Raw genomic sequence first — 24,052 nt, 5'->3', positions numbered from 1 at the left:
AGTTAAGCGCCGACCCCAAAAAAAGAGGAATTACCCATGGCAAAGGCCAAGTTTGAACGCAACAAGCCACACGTCAACGTCGGCACCATCGGACACGTTGACCACGGTAAAACAACCCTAACCGCCGCTATCGCAACCGTAGCAGCAAAAACNCCAAAAAAAGAGGAATTACCCATGGCAAAGGCCAAGTTTGAACGCAACAAGCCACACGTCAACGTCGGCACCATCGGACACGTTGACCACGGTAAAACAACCCTAACCGCCGCTATCGCAACCGTAGCAGCAAAAACCTCAGGCGGCGAAGCAAAAGACTACGCGTCAATTGACTCAGCCCCAGAAGAAAAAGCACGTGGCATCACCATCAACACCTCACACGTAGAGTATGACACCGACACCCGTCACTACGCCCACGTTGACTGCCCAGGTCACGCCGACTACGTTAAAAACATGATCACCGGTGCCGCACAAATGGACGGCGCAATCCTAGTCGTATCAGCAACTGATGGCCCAATGCCACAAACTCGTGAGCACATCTTGCTATCACGTCAGGTAGGCGTACCATACATCATCGTCTTCATGAACAAATGTGACCTAGTAGACGACGAAGAACTGCTAGAGCTCGTCGAAATGGAAGTACGTGAACTCCTAAACGACTACGACTTCCCAGGTGACGACACCCCAATCATGAAAGGTAGTGCCACCCAAGCCCTAAAAGGCGACGACGGCAAATACGGCGAACCAGCAGTCGTAGAACTACTAAACACCCTAGACACCTACATCCCAGAGCCAGAGCGTGACATCGACAAAGCATTCCTAATGCCAATCGAAGACGTATTCTCAATCTCAGGTCGTGGTACCGTTGTAACTGGCCGTGTTGAATCTGGTATCGTAAAAGTTGGTGACGAAATCGAAATCGTCGGTATCAAAGACACCCAAAAAACCACCTGTACTGGTGTTGAGATGTTCCGCAAACTGCTAGACGAAGGTCGTGCAGGCGAAAACTGTGGCGTACTACTCCGTGGTACCAAGCGTGAAGAAGTCCAACGTGGCCAAGTACTAGCCAAGCCAGGTTCAATCACTCCGCACACCAACTTCGACGCCGAAGTATACGTACTATCAAAAGAAGAAGGTGGTCGTCATACTCCGTTCCTAAACGGCTATCGTCCACAGTTCTACTTCCGTACCACTGACGTAACTGGCGCAATCCAATTACAAGACGGTACAGAAATGGTCATGCCTGGTGACAACGTTGAGATGAGCGTAGAGCTTATCCACCCAATCGCTATGGACAAAGGCCTACGTTTTGCTATCCGTGAAGGTGGCCGTACTGTAGGTGCTGGTGTGGTAGCTAACGTAAAAGGCTAAGCGATACTGATCTCAGCGCAAGCTGACACCGAGTATTGAGTAGTGAAAAGCCATCCTTTATAGGGTGGCTTTTTTTTGGGCGCTTATAGAGGGTTATGGGGTTTTATTGGAAAGGGGCAGGGAAGGTGGTACTTCATAAAGTATGTTTTTTAAAGCTATAACTATCAATAACTGCAGTAAGTAAAAATACCGTTCTTTTTGTTTTTAGTCTATTGTGTTTTTTATGAGAGCTTGCTATATTAACGCTGCTTTTAATAAGTCAGTTGGGACATCGATTTTTACTTATTTATTTACCCAAGTAAGACTGATGTAGCCGCAAAATGACTAAGAGCAAAGCTCGGTAAAAATGATAATTTTACCGCTAAGGGCTTGCATTCTATGCTAAATATTGTATAATGCTGTCCTTTACACCCATAGGCGATTGGCTCAATTGGTAGAGCATCGGTCTCCAAAACCGAGGGTTGTAGGTTCGAGTCCTACATCGCCTGCCATCTTCTTATCACATCTTTGTTGTACCTCACCATCTCCGAAGCGAGTTCTTTATGAGCAATAATCAAGATAACCTCGAGAATACGTTATCTGATGCCAAGGCGACGGCGAGCTCGATGCTGACTAAAGGTAAGCACGTCTCAGCAGGCAATAAGACCACTGCGGTCGAGGTTGCTAAGACAGGCTCAATCAAAGATTTGATTTTGTGGCTTGTAGCCGCAGTAGTATTAATTGCAGCAACATTGGTCAATCAGTATTTACCCGGTTATTGGCAGCCAGCCAACGATGTCTGGGTGCGTATTGGCATCATTGTTGCTTTGGTTGTGGTTGCTTTGGTGTGTTTGGCCTTAACCCATCAGGGTCGCGCTTTTAAAATTTTACTAAAAGACGCTGCGGTTGAGCTACGCCGAGTGACCTGGCCGAGTAAAGACGAAACCTTTCAATACACATGGCAAGTGCTTGTCGTGATTGCGATTGTTGGGTTCTTTATTTGGTTGTTGGATAACTTCTTTAATTGGTTCGTTGGTATCTTTATTGGTTAGTCACACGTATTAGTGGGCAAGACCAAAATGGACGGATAACGACTTATTTATAATGATCAGGAGCGTGATATGCGTTGGTATATTGTCCAAGCATTTTCAGGATATGAAAAGCAAGTACAGCGTTCATTAACTGATCGTATCAACCGCAGTGAGTTTGCTGATTCGTTCGGTGATGTGTTGGTGCCGACAGAAGAAGTCGTCGAAATGAAAGACGGCAAAAAGCGTAAGAGTGAGCGTAAATTCTTTCCAGGATATGTATTGATCCAGATGGAAATGAATGACAACACGTGGCACATCGTCAAAGACTGTCCACGTATTATGGGCTTTATTGGCGGTACGCCAGAGATGCCAGCACCTATCACGCAGGCAGAAGCGGATCGTATTTTGAACCGTCTGAATCAGACTGAAGCTGACCCACGTCCTAAGACGCTCTTTGAGCCAGGCGAAGAATTGTTGGTCATCGATGGTCCATTTACTGACTTTAAAGGGTTGGTAGAAAAAGTGGATTATGAAAAGTCTAAACTACATCTGACCGTAAACGTATTTAATAGGCCGACTCAGGTCGAGCTTGAGTTTAGTAAAGTTGAAAAATTAGACTAAACCTATAAAGTTCATTAACCGGGGAGCTGTTTTTCGACAAGGTTTCTACCATGTTGATTTGGCGCTATCACCCATTTAGGAGAATATCATGGCTAAGAAGATTGATGGTTACATCAAACTGCAAGTGCCTGCAGGTAAAGCAAACCCTTCACCACCGATTGGTCCAGCTTTGGGTCAAAAAGGCGTGAACATCATGGCGTTCTGTAAAGAGTTTAACGCAGCGACCTCTAACCAAGAGCCAGGTCTGCCGATTCCTACAGAAATCACGGTATATAACGATAAGTCTTTTACCTTTATCATGAAGTCACCACCAGCTGCGTTTTTACTACGTAAAGCTGCTGGTATCACGAAAGGTTCTGGTACGCCAAACACCGCAAAAGTCGGTAAAGTTGATCGTGCACAACTAGAAGAAATCGTGAAAACTAAAGACGCAGATTTGACTGCTGCTGATCTTGACGCTGCTGTTCGTACCATCGCTGGTACCGCTCGTTCAATGGGTATTACCGTGGAGGGTGTGTAAATGAGTAAACTTACTAAGCGTCAAAAGCTAATCGCTGATCGCATTGAAAACGAAAAGCTATACACTCTTGAAGAAGCGGTTCAAATCCTAAACGATTTGCCACCTTTGAAGTTTAAAGAGTCTATCGACATCGCAGTAAACTTGGGCGTTGACCCACGTAAATCTGACCAAGTCGTTCGCGGTGCTACCAACCTGCCTGCGGGTACTGGTAAAACCAAACGCGTTGCCGTATTCGCTCAAGGCGCTGCTGCTGAAGCCGCCAAAGAAGCTGGTGCAGACGTTGTAGGGTTTGAAGACCTAGCAGAAGACATTAAAGCCGGTAACATGGACTTTGACGTTGTTATCGCAGCTCCAGATGCGATGCGTGTGGTGGGTCAACTAGGTACTATCCTAGGTCCACGTGGCCTAATGCCTAACCCAAAAGTTGGTACAGTAACGCCAAACGTTGCGGAAGCTGTGGCCAATACCAAAGCTGGTCAAGCACAGTATCGTGTTGACAAAGCGGGTATCATTCACACAACTATCGGTCAAGTTGGTTTCACGACTGAACAAGTTGCCCAAAACGTTCAAGCATTGATCTCAGATCTAAAGCGCGCTAAGCCTGCGACGTCTAAAGGTACATTCATTAAGAAAATCACCTTGTCTAGCACCATGGGCCCAGGCATCACTATCGATCCTGTTCCTTATCGCGTGGCTAAATAGTTTTTTGTATAAAAATTACTCGATATTCAACGATTTTGAATAAAGAGTCTATATTGTTTTAAAGAATTAGGTCAGCGTAGCAAACGCTATGCTGTCTAAGACCGTAGGTAGAGAGCGGTTTTACGTCATTATTAAGTGGTCTTTTGATAGCTAGTGATGACGGTAAGCTGCTTTTGTTAATCGACGACAGATGAAAATCTTAGTTGTCCTACGCAGACGGTGACCCACCCAGTTGTTGATAAGAGCCGATAAACCGGTATTTATACCAATCTATCACTCGATGTCAGTCTGATAACGGTGCCGTAATCAGTCGTTATGAATAAACTCTATTTTTAGAAGTTATGAATAACGTGTCGTATCAAGTCAATCTTAGCTGATCGTTTTTAACTAAAAGTTGAGCGGATTGATAAGATTAAAGGAGTCAACTTATGGCATTAACGCTAGAACAAAAACAACAAGTTGTGGCTGAAGTGTCTGAAGTTGCTGCTAATGCTTACTCAGCAGTAGCTGCCGAATATCACGGTCTTGGTGTTGCACAGCTTACTAAGCTGCGCGAACAAGCTCGTGAAAAAGGCGTCGTTTTAAAAGTGGTGAAAAACACCCTAGCAAAACGCGCATTTGAAGGCACTAATTTTGAGAGCATGTCAGACCGTATGACTGGTCCACTACTTTTGGCTTTCTCTATGGAAGATTTGGGTTCTGCTGCCAGAGTCGTTTTCGACTTTAGCAAAGAAAACAAAGCATTAGAGACCAAAATAGTATCAGTCGGTGGTGAAGTTTATGGTCCAGAAGAGCTAGAGCGCGTATCGAAGCTACCAACTCGCGACGAAGCAATCTCTATCTTGATGGCAACTATGAACGCACCAGTGACCAAGCTTGTCCAGACTATGAACGCTGTTCCTGGCAAGTTCGTTCGCACTGTAGCGGCAATCAAAGACGCAAAAGAAGCTGCTTAATTGCTTGTTTTAACGTAACTTTGACATCGCTGGTTGTACTGTATTGCCAGCTCTATTTGCATATTTGGCAAACGACCAAAGCGATATTAAAATCAATTAATTTTTATCAGATAACGGAGAGTTCTCATGGCACTATCTAAAGAAGATGTGTTAAACGCAATCGCTGAAATGTCAGTAATGGACATCGTTGAGCTAATCAGCGATATGGAAGAAAAATTCGGCGTAACTGCTGCTGTTGCTGCTGCTGCACCTGCTGCTGCTGCTGGTGGCGCTGCTGCTGCTGAAGAAAAAGACGAGTTTGACGTTGTTCTTGCTAGCTTCGGCGACAAGAAAGTTGGCGTTATCAAAGCCGTACGTGAAGCAACTGGTCTTGGCCTAAAAGAAGCAAAAGATTTGGTTGAAAGTGCTCCAGCACCAATCAAAGAAGGCGCGTCTAAAGACGAAGCTGAAGAGTTGAAAAAGAAACTTGAAGAAGCTGGTGCAACTGTTGAACTAAAATAAGTTTAACACTGTACGAAAAAAAAGCTGGTAATGCCTTGCATTGCCAGCTTTTTTTTACTATAATTCGTAGCTTGACCTTTTGTGTCTGCCAACATACGTATGCAACATCACGGTGGATACCCATCAAAAGGACAGACGATATACATGCAAGCACACATGCCAGTTTTTAAAATCAGTGATATGAGCTAAACGTCTTGAGATGTTTGGCGTTTTTTTGTGTCTGCATGCTTTTCCATTAACGCTATAGTTTACACTGATTCTAAAAGTTATAGTTATCCCCAATATTATTAGTTCTAATAAGCTGTTTATCTTAGGTTATTTATTTTGCATGGTTGTACTGTCAGTATGTAGGCTCGTAGACGGTAGATATCAGCGACGATATTGGTTTTGATGAGTGACAGCTGATGGGGTTTTGGTTGGATGGTCTAGGTAAAAGACCTAGATGCTGATGACAAAACTTGATAAGGGTGCTAAGCCGGCACTGGTAGTAAAGTAGTCATTAACAAAAGATATAAACTGAACACGAACACCTGTTTTATATTAACGTTTACGTTGCTATGTTTGCATAGTATTTATGCACGCATGCCACGCTTTTAATTTGTTTCCACGTTTACTGTAAGGACTCTCGATGGCATATTCTTATACTGAAAAAAAGCGTATTCGCAAAAGTTTTGCTGAATTGCCCACTGTAATGGACATTCCCTATTTACTGTCTATTCAAGTAGATTCTTATGAGCAATTTTTGCAAGAGCACAAAAAGCCGAAAGCTCGTGAGAATACTGGTCTGCAAGCTGCCTTTTCATCTATTTTTCCGATTGAGAGTCATTCTGGTAATGCAGAGCTACAATTCGTTGAATATTACTTAGGCGAGCCTGAGTTTGATGAGCGTGAGTGTATCTTGCGTGGCTCAACGTTTGCAGCACCGATACGTGTCAAGATCCGTTTGATTATCAAGGACAAAGACAGCAAAGATAAAGACAGTAAAGCGGCGATCAAAGACATCCGTGAGCAAAGCGTCTATATGGGCGAGATGCCACTGATGACTGATAACGGTACCTTTATTATCAACGGTACTGAGCGTGTCATCGTATCACAGTTGCACCGCTCGCCTGGTGTGTTCTTTGATCATGATAAAGGTAAGTCGCACTCAAGTGGTAAGGTGCTTTACAACGCTCGTATCATCCCTTATCGCGGCTCATGGCTCGACTTTGAGTTTGATGCCAAAGACTTAGTTTTTGCTCGTATTGACCGTCGTCGTAAGTTACTTGCGTCTATTATCTTACGTGCGATTGGTTTGACGACCTCTGAAATCTTAGATTTGTTCTTTGATAAAGTAAAAGTCTATAAGGGTGAAGAGCAGTTTGAGATTGATCTGGTCGCTGATCGTCTGCGCGGCGAGATGGCGCAGTTCGATATCGTGTCACCTGATGGTGATATCATCGTCGAGCAGGGCAAACGTATCAATGCTCGCCGTATCCGTCAGTTAGAGCAAGCGGGTATGACGAAAATTGCTGTGCCTGATGAATATCTATACGAGCGCATCTTGGCTGAAGATATCGTGGTCAATGGTGACGTGATTGCTCATGCCAATACGCTCATCGATCATGAATTGTTGGTCAAGCTCAGTGCGTTCGAAGCCAGTGATGCACTCAAAGAGTTTAGCATTTTGTTCACCAACGATATCGATCAAGGCAGTTATATCGCCGATACGCTACGTGCTGATACCACTTCTAGCCGTGAAGAAGCATTGATTGAGATCTACAAAGTCATGCGCCCAGGTGAGCCACCAACGGTTGAGACCGCTGAAAAGCTGTTTGAGAGCATGTTCTTTAACGCCGATCGTTATGACTTGTCAAACGTCGGTCGTATGAAGTTTAACCGTCGCCTAGGTCTTGAGTTTGAGGACACTGACGATGCTGATATCCAGCGTGCGCGTAGTGTGTTGACCAATGATGACATCATCAATGTGTTAAAAGAGCTGATTGAGATTCGTAATGGTCGCGGTGAAGTCGACGATATCGATCACTTAGGTAACCGCCGTATTCGTTCAGTGGGCGAGATGGCAGAGAACCAGTTCCGCGTGGGCCTTGTGCGCGTAGAGCGTGCGGTCAAAGAGCGTTTAAGCTCAGCAGAATCAGACAACTTGTCACCACAAGATTTGATCAACTCAAAACCAGTAGCAGCTGCTATCAAAGAGTTCTTTGGCTCAAGTCAGTTGTCACAGTTTATGGACCAAAACAACCCATTGTCTGAAGTCACGCATAAGCGCCGTGTATCCGCGCTTGGCCCAGGTGGTCTGACCCGTGAGCGTGCAGGCTTTGAGGTACGTGACGTTCATGACACCCATTATGGCCGTGTCTGTCCGATTGAGACGCCTGAAGGTCCAAACATTGGTCTGATCAACTCACTAGCGACCTTTGCCAAAACCAACAGCTTTGGTTTCTTAGAAACGCCTTATCGCCGTGTGGTTGATGGCAAAGTAACTGACCAGATCGAATACCTATCAGCCATCGAAGAAGTTGGTACGGTCATTGCTCAAGCAGATTCGCCAGTGAGTGAAAATGGTGAGCTAAGCGATGAGATGGTCAGCGTGCGTAGTTATGGTGAATTTGTCCGTATGCCACCAGAAAAAGTGACGCATATGGATGTGTCACCAAGTCAGGTAGTATCGGTTGCCGCAGGTTTGATTCCATTCCTAGAGCATGATGATGCCAACCGTGCATTGATGGGTTCAAACATGCAGCGTCAGGCGGTTCCGACGCTACGTGCGGATAAGCCGTTAGTGGGTACGGGTATGGAGCGTCACGTCGCGCGTGACTCTGGCGTATGTGTGATCGCCAAGCGTGGCGGTGTGATCGAAGACGTCGATGCCTCGCGTATCGTCGTGCGTGTCAACGAAGAGGAGATGGTCGCAGGCGAAGCGGGTATCGATATCTATAACTTGATCAAATACACGCGCTCAAACCAAAATACTTGTATCAACCAGCGCATCATTGTCAACCAAGGCGACGAAATCGCGTCAGGGGATATTCTAGCTGATGGCCCATCAACCGATTTGGGTGAATTGGCGCTTGGTCAAAACATTCGTATCGCCTTTATGCCGTGGAATGGTTATAACTTCGAAGACTCGATTTTGCTTTCTGAAAAAGTCGTCAAAGAAGATCGCTTTACCACCATTCATATTCAAGAGTTGACTTGTGTGGCGCGTGATACCAAGCTTGGAACAGAGGAAATCACTGCTGATATTCCAAACGTTGGTGAAGCGGCGCTTTCAAACCTTGATGAAGCAGGTATCGTTTATATCGGTGCTGAAGTAGACGCAGGCGACATCTTGGTTGGTAAAGTCACACCAAAAGGCGAGACGCAGCTCACGCCAGAAGAGAAATTGCTACGGGCTATCTTTGGCGAAAAAGCTGCTGATGTAAAAGACACCTCATTGCGAGTGCCAACATCAAGCAAAGGTACGGTCATCGACGTACAAGTCTTTACCCGTGATGGCGTCGAAAAAGACGCGCGTGCCAAAGCAATCGAGAAGTCGCAGCTCGATAGCTATCGTAAAGATTTAAAAGAAGAGCTACGTATCTTTGAAGAAGCGGCTCGCGGCCGTATTGGTACCTTGCTTGATGGTCAAAAAGTCAGTGGCGGCGCTGGTCTAAAAGCCGGCACAGTCATGGCGTTGGCTGACATGAAAGAGATGAGTCTTGAGACGCTGCTTGACATCCAGCCAGTCGAAGAAGAGATCTCTGAGCGTCTCACGCAGATCGCTGATTACTTGGTCGATAAGCAAAAAGACATCGATGTGAAATTTGCAGAGAAAAAACGCAAATTAACGGCTGGTGATGACTTGCAGCATGGCGTCCAAAAAATCGTTAAGGTCTATCTGGCAGTGAAACGTCGTATCCAGCCAGGGGATAAAATGGCCGGTCGTCATGGTAACAAAGGTGTGGTATCACGCATCATGCCAGTCGAAGACATGCCGTATGATGAGCATGGCAATACCGTTGACATCGTATTGAACCCGCTAGGTGTACCATCGCGTATGAACATCGGTCAGGTGCTTGAGACGCATTTGGGTATGGCGGCTAAGGGCTTGGGTGAAAAGATTGACGGTATGCTAAAAGCACAGGCGGCAATCAAAGAGTTACGTGAGTTTTTAGACAAGATTTACAACCAAGTCGGTGGTGAGTCAGTCGATCTAGACAGCTTGTCTGATGATGATATCTTGGCATTAGCAGACAATCTACGTGATGGCGTGCCGATGGGTACAGCAGTATTTGATGGTGCTCACGAGTATCAAGTCAAAGACTTGCTAGAGCTTGCTGGTATGGATCGTGATGGTCAGCAAACCTTGTATGATGGCCGTACCGGTCAGAAGTTTGACCGTAAAGTGACCGTGGGTTACATGTATATGCTCAAGCTTAACCATTTGGTCGATGACAAGATGCACGCACGTTCAACGGGTTCTTACTCACTGGTCACCCAGCAGCCACTAGGTGGTAAAGCACAGTTCGGTGGTCAGAGATTCGGTGAGATGGAAGTATGGGCACTAGAAGCGTACGGCGCAACCTACACATTGCAAGAGATGCTGACAGTGAAATCAGATGACGTCGAAGGCCGTACCCGTATGTACAAAAACATCGTCGATGGTGAGCAGTACATGGATCCAGGTATGCCTGAGTCATTCAACGTACTGACCAAAGAAATCAAATCACTGGGTATTAATATTGAGTTAAAACAAAGCAACTAAACCCAAAGCAGAAAGATTGCTGTTTAACTTAGTTGTCAACCAAAAGTAGTACGCTTATGGCGACTGCTTTTGGTGATTTGTCTCAACCCGATTCATTGCCTTCATTCATCTAACTTGGCGTCGACAATATGCTGCTAGATGATTATAAAGATAACGGAGAAGCAACTTGAAAGATTTACTCGATATCATGCAAAGCCCTACCGCTAGCGGTAATCAAGAGTTTGATAGTATTCAAATTACCTTAGCCGCCCCTGATGTGGTTAAGTCGTGGTCACATGGTGAAGTTAAAAAACCAGAAACAATCAACTACCGTACATTTAAGCCTGAGCGTGATGGTCTGTTTTGTGCCAAAATTTTTGGTCCAGTCAAAGACTTTGAATGCTTGTGCGGCAAGTACAAACGTCGTAAGTTCCAAGGCGTTATCTGTGAGAAGTGTGGCGTAGAAGTCACCACTGCCAAAGTTCGCCGTGATCGTATGGGTCACATTGACCTTGCAAGCCCTGTTGCGCACATTTGGTTCTTAAAGTCTCTGCCAAGCCGCATCGGTCTACTTCTCGACATGACCCTACGCGATATCGAACGCGTTCTATACTTTGAGAGCTATATCGTCACTGAGCCTGGCCTGACTTCTTTAGAGAAGTACCAACTGCTCGATGATGAAGACTACTACAAAGCCCTAGAAGAGTTCGGTGACGAATTCACCGCCAAAATGGGTGCAGAAGCGGTACAAGACCTGCTCAAAGACATCGATATCGATATCGAGATTGATGAGCTGCGCGAAGCGATCCCGCAAACAGGCTCTGAAACCAAGCTCAAAAAGATGTCTAAGCGCCTAAAACTATTAGAAGCGTTCCGTGACTCGAACAACAAGCCTGAGTGGATGGTAATGAATATCTTACCAGTATTGCCACCAGACTTGCGTCCGTTGGTACCACTAGAAGGCGGCCGTTTTGCGACATCAGATCTAAACGATCTGTATCGCCGCGTTATCAACCGTAATAACCGTCTAAAGCGTCTGCTCGAGCTAAGTGCGCCTGATATCATCGTACGTAACGAAAAACGTATGCTACAAGAATCAGTCGATGCCTTGCTTGATAACGGTCGCCGTGGCCGTGCCATTACTGGTAGTAACAAACGTCCATTGAAATCCTTGGCAGATATGATCAAAGGTAAGCAAGGCCGTTTCCGTCAAAACTTACTTGGTAAACGTGTTGACTATTCTGGTCGTTCGGTCATCGTTGTTGGTCCGACCCTGCGTCTGCATCAGTGTGGCCTGCCAAAGAAAATGGCACTTGAGTTGTTCAAGCCATTTACTTACAACAAGCTGCTATCGCATGGCCTTGCCACAACGATTAAAGCCGCCAAAAAGATGGTAGAGCGTGAAGAGCCGCAAGTATGGGATATGCTGGCCATGGTTATCCGTGAGCATCCAGTCCTACTAAACCGTGCGCCAACGCTTCACCGTTTGGGCTTACAGGCATTTGAGCCGGTACTTATTGAAGGTAAGGCGATCCAATTGCATCCGCTGGTTTGTACCGCGTTTAACGCTGACTTTGATGGTGACCAAATGGCCGTACACGTGCCATTGACGCTAGAAGCCCAGCTCGAATCGCGCGCATTGATGATGTCAACCAACAACATCCTATCGCCTGCCAACGGTGATCCAATTATCGTACCCTCACAGGACGTTGTACTTGGTCTGTATTACATTAGCCGCTCGTCGATCAATGCCAAAGGCGAAGGCATGATATTTTCGACCGTCAACGAAGCTTTGCGTGCCATTGGTTCAAACGACTTGCATGTCAACGCAAAAATTAAAGTGCGTGTGACAGAAACGCACGTCGATGCAGAGGGCAACGAAAGCAAAGAAGTCACTCTAAAAGAAACGGTGGCTGGTCGTTTGCTTATCTGGAACATCATGCCACAAGGCATGTCGTTTGATGAGTGTAACCAAGAGATGACCAAAAAGAACATCTCGCGTTTGATCAACTCTTGCTACCGTAAAGTCGGCGTCAAAGAAAGTGTCATGTTTGCTGACCAATTGATGTATCTTGGTTTTGCTCAAGCGACATTATCAGGCGTGTCAATCGGTATTGATGATATGGTGATTCCGCCGCTGAAAAAACAAATCATCGAAACCGCCGAAGCTGAAGTTCGCGAAATTGAAGATCAGTTTGAGCAAGGTTTTGTGACTGCAGGTGAGCGTTATAACAAAGTCGTCGATATCTGGTCGCGTACCAACGATAAAGTCGCTAAAGCGATGATGGATAACTTAGCGACCGATAAAGTCATCAACGCCCAAGGCGAAGAAGACGAGCAAAAATCATTTAACTCTATCTTTATCATGTCAGACTCTGGTGCTCGTGGTAGTGCCGCGCAGATTCGTCAGCTTGCTGGTATGCGTGGTTTGATGGCAAAACCAGATGGCTCAATCATTGAGACACCGATTAAGGCCAACTTCCGTGAAGGTTTGACCGTACTACAGTACTTTATCTCGACGCACGGTGCGCGTAAAGGTCTTGCTGATACTGCCCTAAAAACGGCTAACTCAGGTTACCTAACGCGTCGCTTGGTCGATGTGGCGCAAGACTTGGTTGTGACCAGCGAAGACTGTGGTACCGAAGAAGGCTTGCTCATGAAGCCGCACATCCAAGGTGGTGAGATCATCGAAAAACTCGGTGAGCTTGTTCTTGGCCGTGTGACCGCGCGTGATGTGACGTACAATGACGATCCGTCAAAAGTCTTGATTCCAGCGGGTACGTTGATAGATGAGCATTGGGTAAATGTACTAGACAACAACGCCATTGATGACATCTGGGTACGCTCAGTGATCACCTGTGAAGTTGAGCATGGCGTGTGTTCACAGTGTTATGGTCGTGATCTGGCTCGTGGTCATAAGGTCAATATCGGTGAGTCAGTCGGTGTCATGGCAGCGCAGTCCATCGGTGAGCCTGGTACTCAGTTGACCATGCGTACCTTCCACGTGGGCGGGGCAGCAAGCTCAGCATCTGTGGACAACAGCATCTCAGCACGTAATGCAGGTCAAGTGCATTTTGAAAACATGAAAACGGTTGAACACACTGATGGCCACTTGGTTATCGTCTCGCGTTCAGCAGAGCTTGCGTTGACCGATGAGCTTGGTCGTGAGCGTGAGCGCTATAAAGTGCCTTATGGTTCAAGCGTTCTGGTGAAAAACGAAGAGCAAGTCGAAGGTGGCCAGACCATCGCTAAATGGGATCCACACACGCACCCAATTATCACAGAGTTTGCCGGTACGGCACGCTTTAGCGATATCATTGATGGTTCGACAGCGACGGTCAAAGTCGATGATGCAACGGGTATGAGCTCGTTTGAGATTTTAGCGACTCGTGACCGTTCAAGCTCGGCTAAAGATTTGCGTCCTGCTATCATCTTGAATACGGATGAAGGCAAAGAAGTGGTTTATTTCTTGCCAGCGGAAACCATCATCCGCGTCAGCGACGGTGAGAAAGTAGCCGCAGGTTCGGTATTAGGCCGTGTACCACAAGCGTCATCAGGTACCAAGGATATTACCGGTGGTCTACCACGTGTGGCTGATTTGTTTGAAGCACGTCGTCCAAAAGATCATGCCATCATGGCAGAGATGACCGGTGTGGTCAGCTTTGGTAAAGAAACCAAAGGGAAAAACCGCTTTATCATCACCAACGAAGATGGTGAGACGCATGAAGAGCTGATCCCGAAATGGCGTCAAATCAACGTTTTCGAAAACGAGACTGTTGCTCGCGGTGAGATCATCGCTGATGGTCCGCAAAACCCGCACGACATCTTACGTCTAAAAGGTCAAACCGCCCTTGCTGATTATATCGTCAACGAAGTACAGGACGTCTATCGTCTGCAAGGTGTAAAAATCAACGATAAGCACATCGAAGTTATTATTCGTCAGATGCTGCGCAAAGTTGAAGTGACTGATGGCGGTGATTCAAACCACTTTAAAGGCGATCAGGTCGAGTACGCTGATGTCATAGCCTTGAATGCTAAACTGGAAGCTGAGAATAAATTCCCAGTTCAGTATGAGCGTCAATTGCTTGGTATCACCAAAGCAAGTCTGGCAACAGAAAGCTTTATCTCAGCGGCGTCGTTCCAGGAGACTACTCGTGTCCTAACTGCTGCTGCGGTAACAGGTAAAGTTGATGAGCTACGTGGTCTAAAAGAAAACGTGGTCGTTGGTCGCTTGATTCCTGCTGGTACGGGGCTTGCTTATCACAAAGCCCGTAAAGAAAAAGCAGAGCAAAAACTGCAAGAGTCAGATCTAAACGCAGCTTTTGATATGACGGCCAGCACCGATAGTAAAGACTTTGCAAGCTTTGATGAAGCCTTTGCGCAAGAACTAAATCAAGACAATTAATTGTCTTTGATGTCTTATCACTGTCAAAAAAGCCAGCCTATGTTGCTGGCTTTTTTGTGCACGTACAAAAGTCAGAAAGACGTGGTACTGTTATCCAAAAAAATAGTACACTGAGAAATAAGCCCTCACTTAATATCTTATAGAAGGATAAATCACCAATGGCTGGTAAAACCCGTGTTGCCAAGTATCAAGCAGACCGCACCAATCAAAAGCTGTATTTTTGTCGTCTTGCCTGCCAAGCGGCGGACAGTAGTAATGATAAGCAGCTATATCAGGCTCATTGTGAAACCGCTATTTTTCATTTATATGGTGCGTTGTTGGCTTTTACTCAGGAGCTTGGACATTTTTATGGTTTAAACATGACAGCGCCGACATTGTGCGACATCGAGCAAGCACTAAGTGCGCGCACGCAGGTATCGCCTGAAGTCCAGCGTTTACAACAGTTGCAGCAGCAGGGCTTTGTGGCCAACATAGAGCGCGCGTATCAGCGTAGCTTGTATGCGGTACCGCCAGATACAGTGATTGATGAGACGCTAAGTGCGAGTAGAGATACGGCAAAAGCGACTGATCTTATTGTCAACGTTGTGACGTTATCGAATCAGTGGCTGCCAGATGAAGCCACCATCCGCGAGTGGCGTCAGCAGCTCTTAGAGCTGATAGATCAGCTGCGTGCGGGTATGGTTGAGTTTTAACCACCCTAATCCATACTGTTGTTTAACGGCTTTTTGGCCCTACCTTACATGACAGCATCAAGAAAAAAGCGTGTTTGATCATGGTCAAACACGCTTTTTATATAAAGTATAGCCAGTTCAAAATAAAGCCGATAGTTTCAAATTAACGTGCAACTGGTATACATTTTTCTTACTTGCTGTGTCTACGCTGACAGATGCTGCGCAAAACTCATACAAGCTGCACTGTATCGGTTTTAAAATGAATTAACCATACTCATACTAGGGCTACTCAGGCATGGCTGGCATACGCTCCACCGGGGTTACCGATAGCGGATTTTGCGGTACGCTATCATGACGGGTCGTTGGTGCTGAACGCTCGTCTTCGACCGGCTCAGGTGCTGGCGGCTTGCGCTGCTGGGTGCTGGTTTTGACAGGTTTTTCTGATACAGTGTCGGTAGGCGTATTGTCGTCTTCATCGCTAGTAACGATACCATCATCCGTCATTTCTATGATTTTTTGTTTTTGTTTTTTGGATTTTGAGCGATTATTGATAGAGACCCATTGATGAGGGGTGTCTTTGAGCTGGGCTTTCATAAAGTCAATCCATACTGGTAGCGCTGCCACGCCGCCGTATTCGCGCCGACCCATGGTCGATGGTTGGTCAAAGCCCATCCAGACGACGGTTGCGTTACTGGGATGAAACCCTGCAAACCAAGCGTCTTTTGCTTCGTTGGTGGTACCAGTTTTACCACCGATATCATCACGTCCCAGTGCTTTTGCTCTTCTTGCCGTGCCATGCTGTACAACATCACGTAATATGTCTGCCATCTCAAAGGCCACTCTAGGCTTTAAGATACGCGGTGCTTGTTTGGCCATCACGTACTGTACTGCAGGCGCTTTTAGGCGATCTGATTGCGGACTGGCATCATAGATATGGCTTTGATCGCTCTGTGTACCTGCTTCGGTATCACGGTCTTTTGAGTCTGCTGCTGCATCTACAGTTGCCGCTTGTTCGAGCGCGCTATCATAGTCTTCTAGCAGTTTTTTGTTGACGCGTTCTAGTTGCTCATTGAAACATGAGGCGCAGGCTTGCTGCGGGTTGGCCTGAAAAAGCAGCTCGTTATTGTAGTTATAAATTTGCTCAATAAAATAAGGCTGTATGCGGTGACCGCCATTGGCAAAGGTTGCATAAGCGGTGGCCATCTGTAGCGGTGTCGCTTGTCCTGTACCTAATGCCAACGATAGGGTAGTTGGCAGCTTTTCTTTATCGAGACCAAACTCGTCTAATAATGTACGAGTATCAGAGATACCGACGGCCTGTAACAGACGAATAGAGACAAGATTGCGCGATAGATACAAACCGCGACGTAAGGTGATGTCTCCTAAAAAACGCCCGTCAGAGTTTTTGGGTTTCCAGTCTCCAACTTGGATAGGGCGGTCTGAGACGATACTATCAGGGCGGTAGCCCTTTTCTAGGGCTGCGGTATAGACTAGAGGCTTGATGGTAGAGCCAGGTTGCCGCCAGCCTTGCAGCGCTCGGTTAAACTTGCTGTGGTTAAAATCAAAACCACCGACCAAAGCATTGAGCGCGCCTGTTTCTGGGTTTAATGAAACCAGACTGCCTTGTATGTCAGGAATTTGAGCCAGCTGCCAGCGGTTGCTTGCTGTCGGAATCAGGCGCACAATATCGTTTTTACTGACGACTTGACTGGCATTACTTGGATAATAACCGATACGATCGGCAGAGATGTATTTGCGCGCCCAGCTCATCCCAGACCAGTTAACCGTCACCGTCTCACCCGAGGGGATAGTGGCCTCAAAACTACGAGCATTTACTTTTGTCACTTTGGCAGGTGATAGGTTACTATACCGACGGAAGTTCTCTAATGGCTCATCATTCGCTTCAGCGCCGCGCCAGCCATGGCGATGCTCATAAGCGATGAGACCTTTGAGTACGGCGGCCTCTGCATCGGTTTGCGCTTTACTATCGACGGTCAGACGTACGCGCCAGCCGCCATGCATGACCTGCTCGCCATAGCGATTTACTAAGGTAGAGCGTGCCATCTCTGCCAAATAAGGCATATTAACATCGAGTTTTTCTTGATAGAGCTTGATGCCGATGGGGGAGTTGACTGCTTCATCATGCTGCGCTTGACTGATATAACCCAGCTCATGCATACGGCCAATGATCCAGTTGCGGCGGGTCAGGGCGCGCTCAGGATTGGCGACAGGATTGTACTTAGAAGGGGCTTTTGGCAGACCTGCCAGCATTGCCATCTCTGCAATGGTGAGGTTGTCTAGTGACTTACTATAGTATTTTTTGGCGGCCGCACGGATGCCGTAAGCGCCTTCACCCAAATAAATCTTATTGACATAAAGGGTCAAAATGTCGTTTTTACTGAGCTCGTCTTCTATTTTACGAGCTAAAAACAGCTCAGTTAGTTTACGATTTAAGGTACGCTCTGGGCTCAAAAAGTAGTTTTTGGCCACCTGCATGGTGATGGTTGAGCCACCTGTTTGACTATCATCATCGGTCACCACTTCGGTGACTGCGCGACCTAAACCTTTAATGCTGATACCACTGTGCTGGAAAAAAGACGCATCTTCTGCGGCCAAAAAAGCATGAGTCAGATCTTCAGGGATTTCCTCAAAAGTGATCGGTAATGATAAACGATTGCCGTATTGACCGATGAGTTTGTCATCACTACTATATATCTGCAATGGCATTTCTAGCGTCGCGGTTTTTATCTCTTGCGTACTTGGCAGGGTAGGCGATAAATACATGGCCATGCCATAAAAGCCAATAGGAACTGCCATTGCTAGGACAACCGCCAAGGCTAAACAAGCGATAAATAGCCCTACCAAAAAGTGAATAATGTGAGCAGTAGCATTTTTTTTGGCCATAATAAGACTTATTAATTAATGATTTGCAACAGATAGTGCATTATACCTTGAACGAAATAGGGAGGTCATAATAAATGTGTAAGTTAGCCTTAATATATACTTTAAATGCTTGAATCTATCTATTAAGTAAAGTATTGTATTCAATTATTACAAATAACTATCAGATTGTACACTTAATATAAGGTATAGAGTTTGTGAGGCTATTTACTCCCAAAAGTCGACATTTGATTGGAGTGGATATCTGTGCCACCTCAGTAAAGTTGGTTGACATACAGCGCCAACAAGGCATGTTCCACTTAAAATCTTATGGCATTGAAAGACTACCGGAAGGCGTAGTCGTCGATAAACTCATCGTGGATACTGAAGCCGTTGGTGATACGATTGCCAGTTTGGCCAGACGTTGTCAAGTGGCTAATGCCCATGCAGCGACAGCCGTATCAGGGTCAGCAGTGATTACCAAGATCATCGATATGGATATGGCACTCAGCGATGTCGAGCGCGAAGCGCAGATACGTCTCGATGCCGATCAATACGTGCCTTATCCTCTTGAAGACGTCAACCTGGACTTTGAAGTCTTAGGCCCTTCTCTGGTCAGTGACGATATGGTGCAGGTGCTACTGGCGGCCTCACGCTCGGAGAATGTCGACCAACGCGTCGATGCCTTAACCTTCGGCGGCATGCAAACCAAGGTCATGGATATTGAGTCGCACGCCATTGAGCGTGCTTTTGGCTTGATGGTAGATAATTTACCAGGGCTACCAGAATTGGTCGCCTTGGTAGATATTGGTCACAATCAAACCACCTTATATGTCGCCAAAAATGGCGAATTTATCTATAGCCGCGAACAGCTATTTGGCGGTGCTCAGCTGACAGAGGCAATACAAAATCGTTATGGCTTATCGTCTGAGGAAGCGGCGCTGAGTAAGCGTGAGCGCACCTTGCCTGACGATTACTATCCTGAGGTATTGACACCGTTTATCGAAAACACTATTCAGCAAATCACTCGCTCTTTGCAGTTCTATTTTTCTTCGAGCCAATACAGCAATATCGATCACGTGGTCCTCGCGGGGGGCAGTAGCTCGATTCCCGGTCTGGCTGGAATGGCGCAACAAAAACTGGGTGTGACTGTCAGTATCGCCAATCCATTTACCAATATGACCATCGCGCCACATATCGATAATGAGCAACTGGCGATCGATGCCCCAAGCCTCATGGCCGCATGTGGTCTTGCGTTAAGGAGCTTTGACTAATGGCTCGTATTAACCTCTTACCCTGGCGCGCCGAAGAGCGCGAACGCCGCAATAAAGAGTTTATCACGCTTGTGGTAGCTGTGACACTACTAACGTTGTTGGCCGCATTTGCTACGTGGAGCTATTTTAACAATGAGCTTGAAGAGCAGCTCGATGCCAATGCTTTGATTGAACAAGAAAACGCGCGCTTAGACACCGTGTTGAGCGAAATCGATGGCTTAGAGCAGCGCCGTGAAGATATTATCTCACGCATGCAAGTGATTCAAGACTTACAAGGTCGCCGCCCTGTTCCTGTACGTCTATGGGACGATTTGGCTAAAGCAATGCCGTCGGCACTTTATCTCAATAATCTCAAGCGCGAAGGGGATGTCATCACCTTGACCGGCCTGGCAGATAACCCAAATGTGGTGTCCAATCTGATTCGTAATCTCGATAGTAGTAAATGGATGGGTAACTCTGCTGTCAGCAATATTCAACAAAACATCAGTGCTTATCAGGCAGCGCCTGCGCTAAATAACACCATCAATACAGGTGAGCAGACGCGCCCTGTTTATCCAGAAGACAGCTATGTACAGTTTGTGGTAACCACAAAGGTGCAGTCAGAGACGGCCACACCTGACGAGGGTGATGGGCTTGGAGGTGCGTTATGAAACTGAGCCGCAAAAAAAGCCTAATCAAAATCAAAAAAGCAGACCTAAAGCCAAAAAAGCAGTTTGACTTACAAGAGTTTCGTCGCAGTTTTGAGTCGTTAGACTCCGAAAACTATGGTAGCTGGCCATTACCCGTCAAGGTAACGGTGATAGGGCTTATCATTGTTTTTATCGCCGCCTTGTCATGGGCGCTGCCGATCAGTAGCAAAATCGATGAAATCAATGCCGCCGAAAGCCAGCAGCAAACCTTGCTCGATAGTTATCGTGAAAAAGAATCACGCGCCCGTCACTTAGAAGCGTATAAAACGCAAGTGGTGCAGATGGAAGCTGAGTTTAACTCGTTACTTGATCAACTACCAAAAGACACACGGGTGTCAGAGCTGGTAGAGGGTATCAACATGACTGGTGTGGGCAGTAATATTCGTTTTCAGGATATCTCGGTTGAGCCTGAAATTGAAAACGAGTTTTTTATTGAGCAGCCGATACGTATTGCCGCATTGGGTGAGTATCATCAGTTTGGCAGCTTTATCAGTGGACTGGCTGCTCTACCTCGTATCATCACGATGCATGATTTTGAGGTGAGTAACCCGCAGCCGAGCTTGGATGTATTGCCAGAGCTAAATCTGGTACTACAAACCAAAACCTATCGTTCAAAAGAAGCAAATCCTGAAGGTGATGCCGCTGCTGCAGGAGACAGTCAATGATGATAAATAAACTGCCCACGTTACTGGCGTTAAGTATGGTTGTGTTGTCGATGACGGGCTGTAGCGATCGCATAGGGATGGCACAGCAGTCGATGAATGACATACGCAACCAGCCAGCGCAGCCGATTGAGCCCCCACCTAAGGCGGAGCTGGTAGAAGATTTTGTATACAGCGCAAGCACGCAGCGCAGTCCGTTTTTGCCCCCAAGTTTGGTCAATGTACAAGGGCCGACGACGCCTATCGATGGTGTACGCCCTGATATTACCAGAGTCAAAGGGCCGCTTGAGCAGTACGAGCTATCACAGCTGGTCTTTCGCGGTGTCGTTGTTTCGCCTGAAGGTCAGCGATATGCGTTGGTACAACGTCCTGATGGCTCAGTTGCGAGTGTGAAAGTAGGTGATTATCTTGGATTGAATGACGGCCGTATTGTTGAAATCACGCCGACCCAGATTAACTTGATTGAAATTGTGCCAGACAGCCGCGCAGGGTTTATCGAAAAACCCCAGTCGCTGGTCTCTCCTATAAGCTAAGTCGGCAGATTTTTTGAGGAATAAATAATGACAGTACGCAACAACAAGGTAATGACGATGAGTAACCGCGTATCTTCTGCTTTTGCCGTTTCAGCATTGGCAGTCAGTATGGTAGCAGTGAGTAACCATGCCCAAGCTGCCCAGCGTATCAATAACGTCTCTGTGGTACAAACTGCGCCAGCTGTGACGCAAATGCGCTTGAGCTTTGCCGGTGCGCCAGCATTGCCTGCAGCCTATCAGCTAGATGATCCAAGCCGTTTGGTACTAGATTTTGAACAAGTGCAAAATGGGCTGGCTAGCCGATTTAACGAATACAACATCGGTATGGTCAATGATGTCACGACACTAAGCAGCGACAGCACCACGCGTCTCATTGTGGGTCTCAAGCAAGCAGGCAACTATACCACAGCGGTCGATGGTAATGATTTGCTGCTGACCATCACTGACCCTAGCCGCCCCGTGGTTAATCAGCCCGTCGTTAATCAAGTAATCACCAATGATCCTGTGCAAGATGTGCTGAATAACAGTAGTGGCATGACAACCACAGCAGTTGTCACCCCCATTGTAGAAACCAGTAGCGTTCCTGTTGCGGCCGTCAATAGCACTAATACTACGGTGGTCAAAAACCAAGTGCCCGCAGATACGATGGTGGTTCGGGTCAATCCGCTATTGGATCCACAGCTTGCCGCCTCACAAGTGAGTAAGCAATATAGCTATGAAGGCCTAACCGCCGTCAATTTTGCTGCAGGTAACGATGGTGGTGGTAATATCAGTATCGCTTTGGCCAATGAAGCCATTCCAGTAGATGTACAACGCCAAGGCAATAAGCTGGTCGTCCGTTTGACAGGCAGTACGGTGCCTAGAAACTTGCTGCGTCGTCTAAATATCAATAGCGGTCTGGTTAGTAGTATTGATACCAAAAACCAAGGTCAAAATGGTGTCGTCACCATCAATATGAACGACGACTATGAGTATCAAGCGTACCAGTCAGGCAATCAGCTAAATATCAGCATCAGTAAGCCTGAGCTACTGCGTGAGCCGACGCTCGAAGAAAGGGTCTATAGTGGTGAGCCACTGTCTATGGAATTCCAAGATGTCGAGATCCGCAGCGTCTTAGATATTTTGGCGCAGTTTACCGAGATGAATATCGTGGCAAGTGATTCGGTGGCAGGTAACATCACGTTGCGCCTGATCAACGTGCCTTGGGATCAAGCGCTTGATATTATTTTAAAGAGTAAAAATCTGGGCAAACGTGAAAACGGCAATGTGATTTTGGTCGCGCCGGCGACAGAGCTTGCAGAGCAAGAAGCACGTGAGCTTGAAGCGCAGCAAGCGGTTGAGTCTTTTGCACCGTTACGTACAGAGTACATCCGCTTAAGCTATGCTAAAGCGCAAGATGTTCTGACATTGATTTCTCAAGGCAGCGGCTCTTCTGGTAGTAGCTCAAACCGTGCCGACGACAATAACTCTTTGTTGTCAAATCGCGGTACCGTCACTGTGGATGAGCGTACCAATACCTTGATTGTCAAAGATGTGGCAGACAGCATTGAAAACATTCATAAACTGATCAGCAAAATCGATATTCCGGTGCGTCAGGTGATGATCGAGGCGCGTATTGTCAGTGCGACCGACAGCTTTAGTAAAGAGATCGGTGTTCGTTGGGGTATTTTGTCAAATGGTGCGGCCAATAACCGTAACTTATTGGTGGGTGGCAGTAACCAGACATTGTGGGATTTAAAAGAATTTGATGTAGAAACCACCACCGTCAACGGCCAGACGGTCTCGTATCCCTCTTATGACATCACGCGGCCTGATAACCTAAACGTCGATTTGGGTGTGGCCAACCCAGCGGGTAGTATTGCCTTTGGTTTGCTCAGTATGTCAGATGTGATGCTCGACCTTGAGCTATCAGCGCTGCAAGCGGACAATCGCGGTGAAGTCATCTCGACGCCGAAGATTTTGACCGCGGATAAACAAACCGCAAAGGTGTCATCTGGGACTCAGATTCCGTATCAAGAGGCCTCAGCCAGTGGCGCGACCACCACCAGCTTTAAAGAAGCGGCGCTGAGCTTGGAGGCCACGCCAAACATCACCCCTGATGGTAAAATTGGCCTACAACTCCTCATCACCAATGGCACACCGACCATCATCAACAATCAGGTCGCCATCGCTGAAGACTCAATCTCAACCAACGTTATCATCGAAGATGGCCAGACCGTGGTCTTAGGTGGCGTGTTCAAAAACCGTACCAGTAACGGCGTGGATAAAGTGCCTTTCTTAGGGGATTTGCCGTATATTGGCCGCGCCTTCCGCAAAGATGTGCGTAGTAATGCCAAAGAAGAGCTATTGATCTTTGTCACACCAAAACTCATCAATGATGGTACCAGCCGCTTGAATTAATCACAGGTTGAACTACTTTAAAAAAGCGAGCCTGAGTGCTTGCTTTTTTTATGAGTCAGCCGAAAGATGGATGAGATTTTGCGGACAATTATCGCGGCTCGTTACTAGCCAGAATATCAATGACGTTGTATCATAGC

At 46.7% G+C, this 24,052-nt stretch carries 16 protein-coding genes and 1 tRNA gene; 16 read left to right on the top strand and 1 reads right to left on the bottom strand.

All coding sequences use genetic code 11. The features are described from left to right. Nucleotides 1-36: 36 nt before the first annotated feature. From tuf to C6W44_RS03125, 11 genes are all read left to right on the top strand, one after another. Complete coding sequence (gene tuf / locus C6W44_RS03175; RefSeq protein WP_105244194.1) at nt 37-1,365, top strand: elongation factor Tu; 1,329 nt, start codon at nt 37-39, stop codon at nt 1,363-1,365. Between the two features lie 415 nt (nt 1,366-1,780). After that, nucleotides 1,781-1,856, top strand: a tRNA-Trp gene (locus C6W44_RS03170). A gap of 51 nt (nt 1,857-1,907) precedes the next feature. Further along, nucleotides 1,908-2,396, top strand: coding sequence for a preprotein translocase subunit SecE (gene secE / locus C6W44_RS03165; protein WP_105244193.1), 489 nt, complete (start codon nt 1,908-1,910; stop codon nt 2,394-2,396). Nucleotides 2,397-2,465: 69 nt separating this feature from the next. Continuing rightward, complete coding sequence (nusG, locus tag C6W44_RS03160; RefSeq protein ID WP_075100322.1) at nt 2,466-2,996, top strand: transcription termination/antitermination protein NusG; 531 nt, start codon at nt 2,466-2,468, stop codon at nt 2,994-2,996. Between the two features lie 88 nt (nt 2,997-3,084). After that, nucleotides 3,085-3,516: a 50S ribosomal protein L11 gene (rplK, locus tag C6W44_RS03155; RefSeq protein WP_105244192.1), complete on the top strand. Its 432-nt coding sequence runs from the start codon at nt 3,085-3,087 to the stop codon at nt 3,514-3,516. After that, nucleotides 3,517-4,218, top strand: a complete 702-nt coding sequence (gene rplA / locus C6W44_RS03150) for a 50S ribosomal protein L1 (protein ID WP_105244191.1) — start codon at nt 3,517-3,519, stop codon at nt 4,216-4,218. A 428-nt stretch (nt 4,219-4,646) separates the two neighbouring features. After that, nucleotides 4,647-5,174, top strand: coding sequence for a 50S ribosomal protein L10 (rplJ, locus tag C6W44_RS03145; RefSeq protein ID WP_105244190.1), 528 nt, complete (start codon nt 4,647-4,649; stop codon nt 5,172-5,174). Between the two features lie 126 nt (nt 5,175-5,300). Next, entirely contained in the window at nt 5,301-5,675 is a 375-nt protein-coding gene (gene rplL, locus C6W44_RS03140; RefSeq protein WP_105244189.1) for a 50S ribosomal protein L7/L12, read from the top strand. 628 nt (nt 5,676-6,303) lie between these two features. Beyond that, on the top strand, nt 6,304-10,422 hold the full coding sequence (gene rpoB / locus C6W44_RS03135) for a DNA-directed RNA polymerase subunit beta (RefSeq protein ID WP_105244188.1): 4,119 nt from the start codon (nt 6,304-6,306) through the stop codon (nt 10,420-10,422). 166 nt (nt 10,423-10,588) lie between these two features. After that, on the top strand, nt 10,589-14,806 hold the full coding sequence (gene rpoC / locus C6W44_RS03130) for a DNA-directed RNA polymerase subunit beta' (protein ID WP_105244187.1): 4,218 nt from the start codon (nt 10,589-10,591) through the stop codon (nt 14,804-14,806). A 158-nt stretch (nt 14,807-14,964) separates the two neighbouring features. Further along, nucleotides 14,965-15,498: a DUF6586 family protein gene (locus C6W44_RS03125; protein WP_105244186.1), complete on the top strand. Its 534-nt coding sequence runs from the start codon at nt 14,965-14,967 to the stop codon at nt 15,496-15,498. Between the two features lie 264 nt (nt 15,499-15,762). Here the strand turns inward: C6W44_RS03125 and C6W44_RS03120 are convergent, their stop codons facing one another. Next, complete coding sequence (locus C6W44_RS03120; protein ID WP_105244185.1) at nt 15,763-18,381, bottom strand: penicillin-binding protein 1A; 2,619 nt, start codon at nt 18,379-18,381, stop codon at nt 15,763-15,765. 194 nt (nt 18,382-18,575) lie between these two features. Between C6W44_RS03120 and C6W44_RS03115 the strand changes: the two genes are divergently transcribed. The 5 genes from C6W44_RS03115 to pilQ are packed head-to-tail and all read left to right on the top strand — an operon-like array spanning nt 18,576 to nt 23,915. Beyond that, nucleotides 18,576-19,631, top strand: coding sequence for a pilus assembly protein PilM (locus C6W44_RS03115; protein ID WP_105244184.1), 1,056 nt, complete (start codon nt 18,576-18,578; stop codon nt 19,629-19,631). Next, entirely contained in the window at nt 19,631-20,281 is a 651-nt protein-coding gene (locus tag C6W44_RS03110; protein ID WP_105244183.1) for a PilN domain-containing protein, read from the top strand. The genes C6W44_RS03115 and C6W44_RS03110 overlap by 1 nt, the downstream gene beginning before the upstream one ends. Further along, nucleotides 20,278-20,985 (top strand): type 4a pilus biogenesis protein PilO, encoded by a 708-nt coding sequence (locus C6W44_RS03105; RefSeq protein ID WP_105244182.1) that lies wholly within the window; start codon nt 20,278-20,280, stop codon nt 20,983-20,985. The genes C6W44_RS03110 and C6W44_RS03105 overlap by 4 nt, the downstream gene beginning before the upstream one ends. After that, a complete protein-coding gene (locus C6W44_RS03100; RefSeq protein WP_105244181.1) occupies nt 20,982-21,515 on the top strand; it encodes a pilus assembly protein PilP in 534 nt (177 codons plus the stop codon). The genes C6W44_RS03105 and C6W44_RS03100 overlap by 4 nt, the downstream gene beginning before the upstream one ends. A 27-nt stretch (nt 21,516-21,542) precedes the next feature. Continuing rightward, on the top strand, nt 21,543-23,915 hold the full coding sequence (pilQ, locus tag C6W44_RS03095) for a type IV pilus secretin PilQ family protein (protein ID WP_105244180.1): 2,373 nt from the start codon (nt 21,543-21,545) through the stop codon (nt 23,913-23,915). The last annotated feature ends 137 nt before the right edge of the window (nt 23,916-24,052 follow it).

The sequence above is a fragment of the Psychrobacter sp. Marseille-P5312 genome (genome assembly GCF_900291405.1).
Classification (GTDB): domain Bacteria; phylum Pseudomonadota; class Gammaproteobacteria; order Pseudomonadales; family Moraxellaceae; genus Psychrobacter; species Psychrobacter celer.
The sequence above is the reverse complement of the archived record's forward strand: the minus strand, read 5'-3'. Positions and strand labels throughout refer to the sequence as shown.

Bases quoted from the DNA above. Each gene is read 5' to 3' on its own strand.
- C6W44_RS03100 (WP_105244181.1), top strand. From the start codon at position 20,982: ATGATGATAAATAAACTGCCCACGTTACTGGCGTTAAGTATGGTTGTG.
- pilQ (WP_105244180.1), top strand. From the start codon at position 21,543: ATGACAGTACGCAACAACAAGGTAATGACGATGAGTAACCGCGTATCT.
- nusG (WP_075100322.1), top strand. From the start codon at position 2,466: ATGCGTTGGTATATTGTCCAAGCATTTTCAGGATATGAAAAGCAAGTA.
- rplA (WP_105244191.1), top strand. From the start codon at position 3,517: ATGAGTAAACTTACTAAGCGTCAAAAGCTAATCGCTGATCGCATTGAA.
- C6W44_RS03110 (WP_105244183.1), top strand. From the start codon at position 19,631: ATGGCTCGTATTAACCTCTTACCCTGGCGCGCCGAAGAGCGCGAACGC.
- rplJ (WP_105244190.1), top strand. From the start codon at position 4,647: ATGGCATTAACGCTAGAACAAAAACAACAAGTTGTGGCTGAAGTGTCT.
- secE (WP_105244193.1), top strand. From the start codon at position 1,908: ATGAGCAATAATCAAGATAACCTCGAGAATACGTTATCTGATGCCAAG.
- C6W44_RS03105 (WP_105244182.1), top strand. From the start codon at position 20,278: ATGAAACTGAGCCGCAAAAAAAGCCTAATCAAAATCAAAAAAGCAGAC.
- rpoB (WP_105244188.1), top strand. From the start codon at position 6,304: ATGGCATATTCTTATACTGAAAAAAAGCGTATTCGCAAAAGTTTTGCT.
- C6W44_RS03120 (WP_105244185.1), bottom strand. From the start codon at position 18,381: ATGGCCAAAAAAAATGCTACTGCTCACATTATTCACTTTTTGGTAGGG.
- C6W44_RS03125 (WP_105244186.1), top strand. From the start codon at position 14,965: ATGGCTGGTAAAACCCGTGTTGCCAAGTATCAAGCAGACCGCACCAAT.
- rplK (WP_105244192.1), top strand. From the start codon at position 3,085: ATGGCTAAGAAGATTGATGGTTACATCAAACTGCAAGTGCCTGCAGGT.
- rplL (WP_105244189.1), top strand. From the start codon at position 5,301: ATGGCACTATCTAAAGAAGATGTGTTAAACGCAATCGCTGAAATGTCA.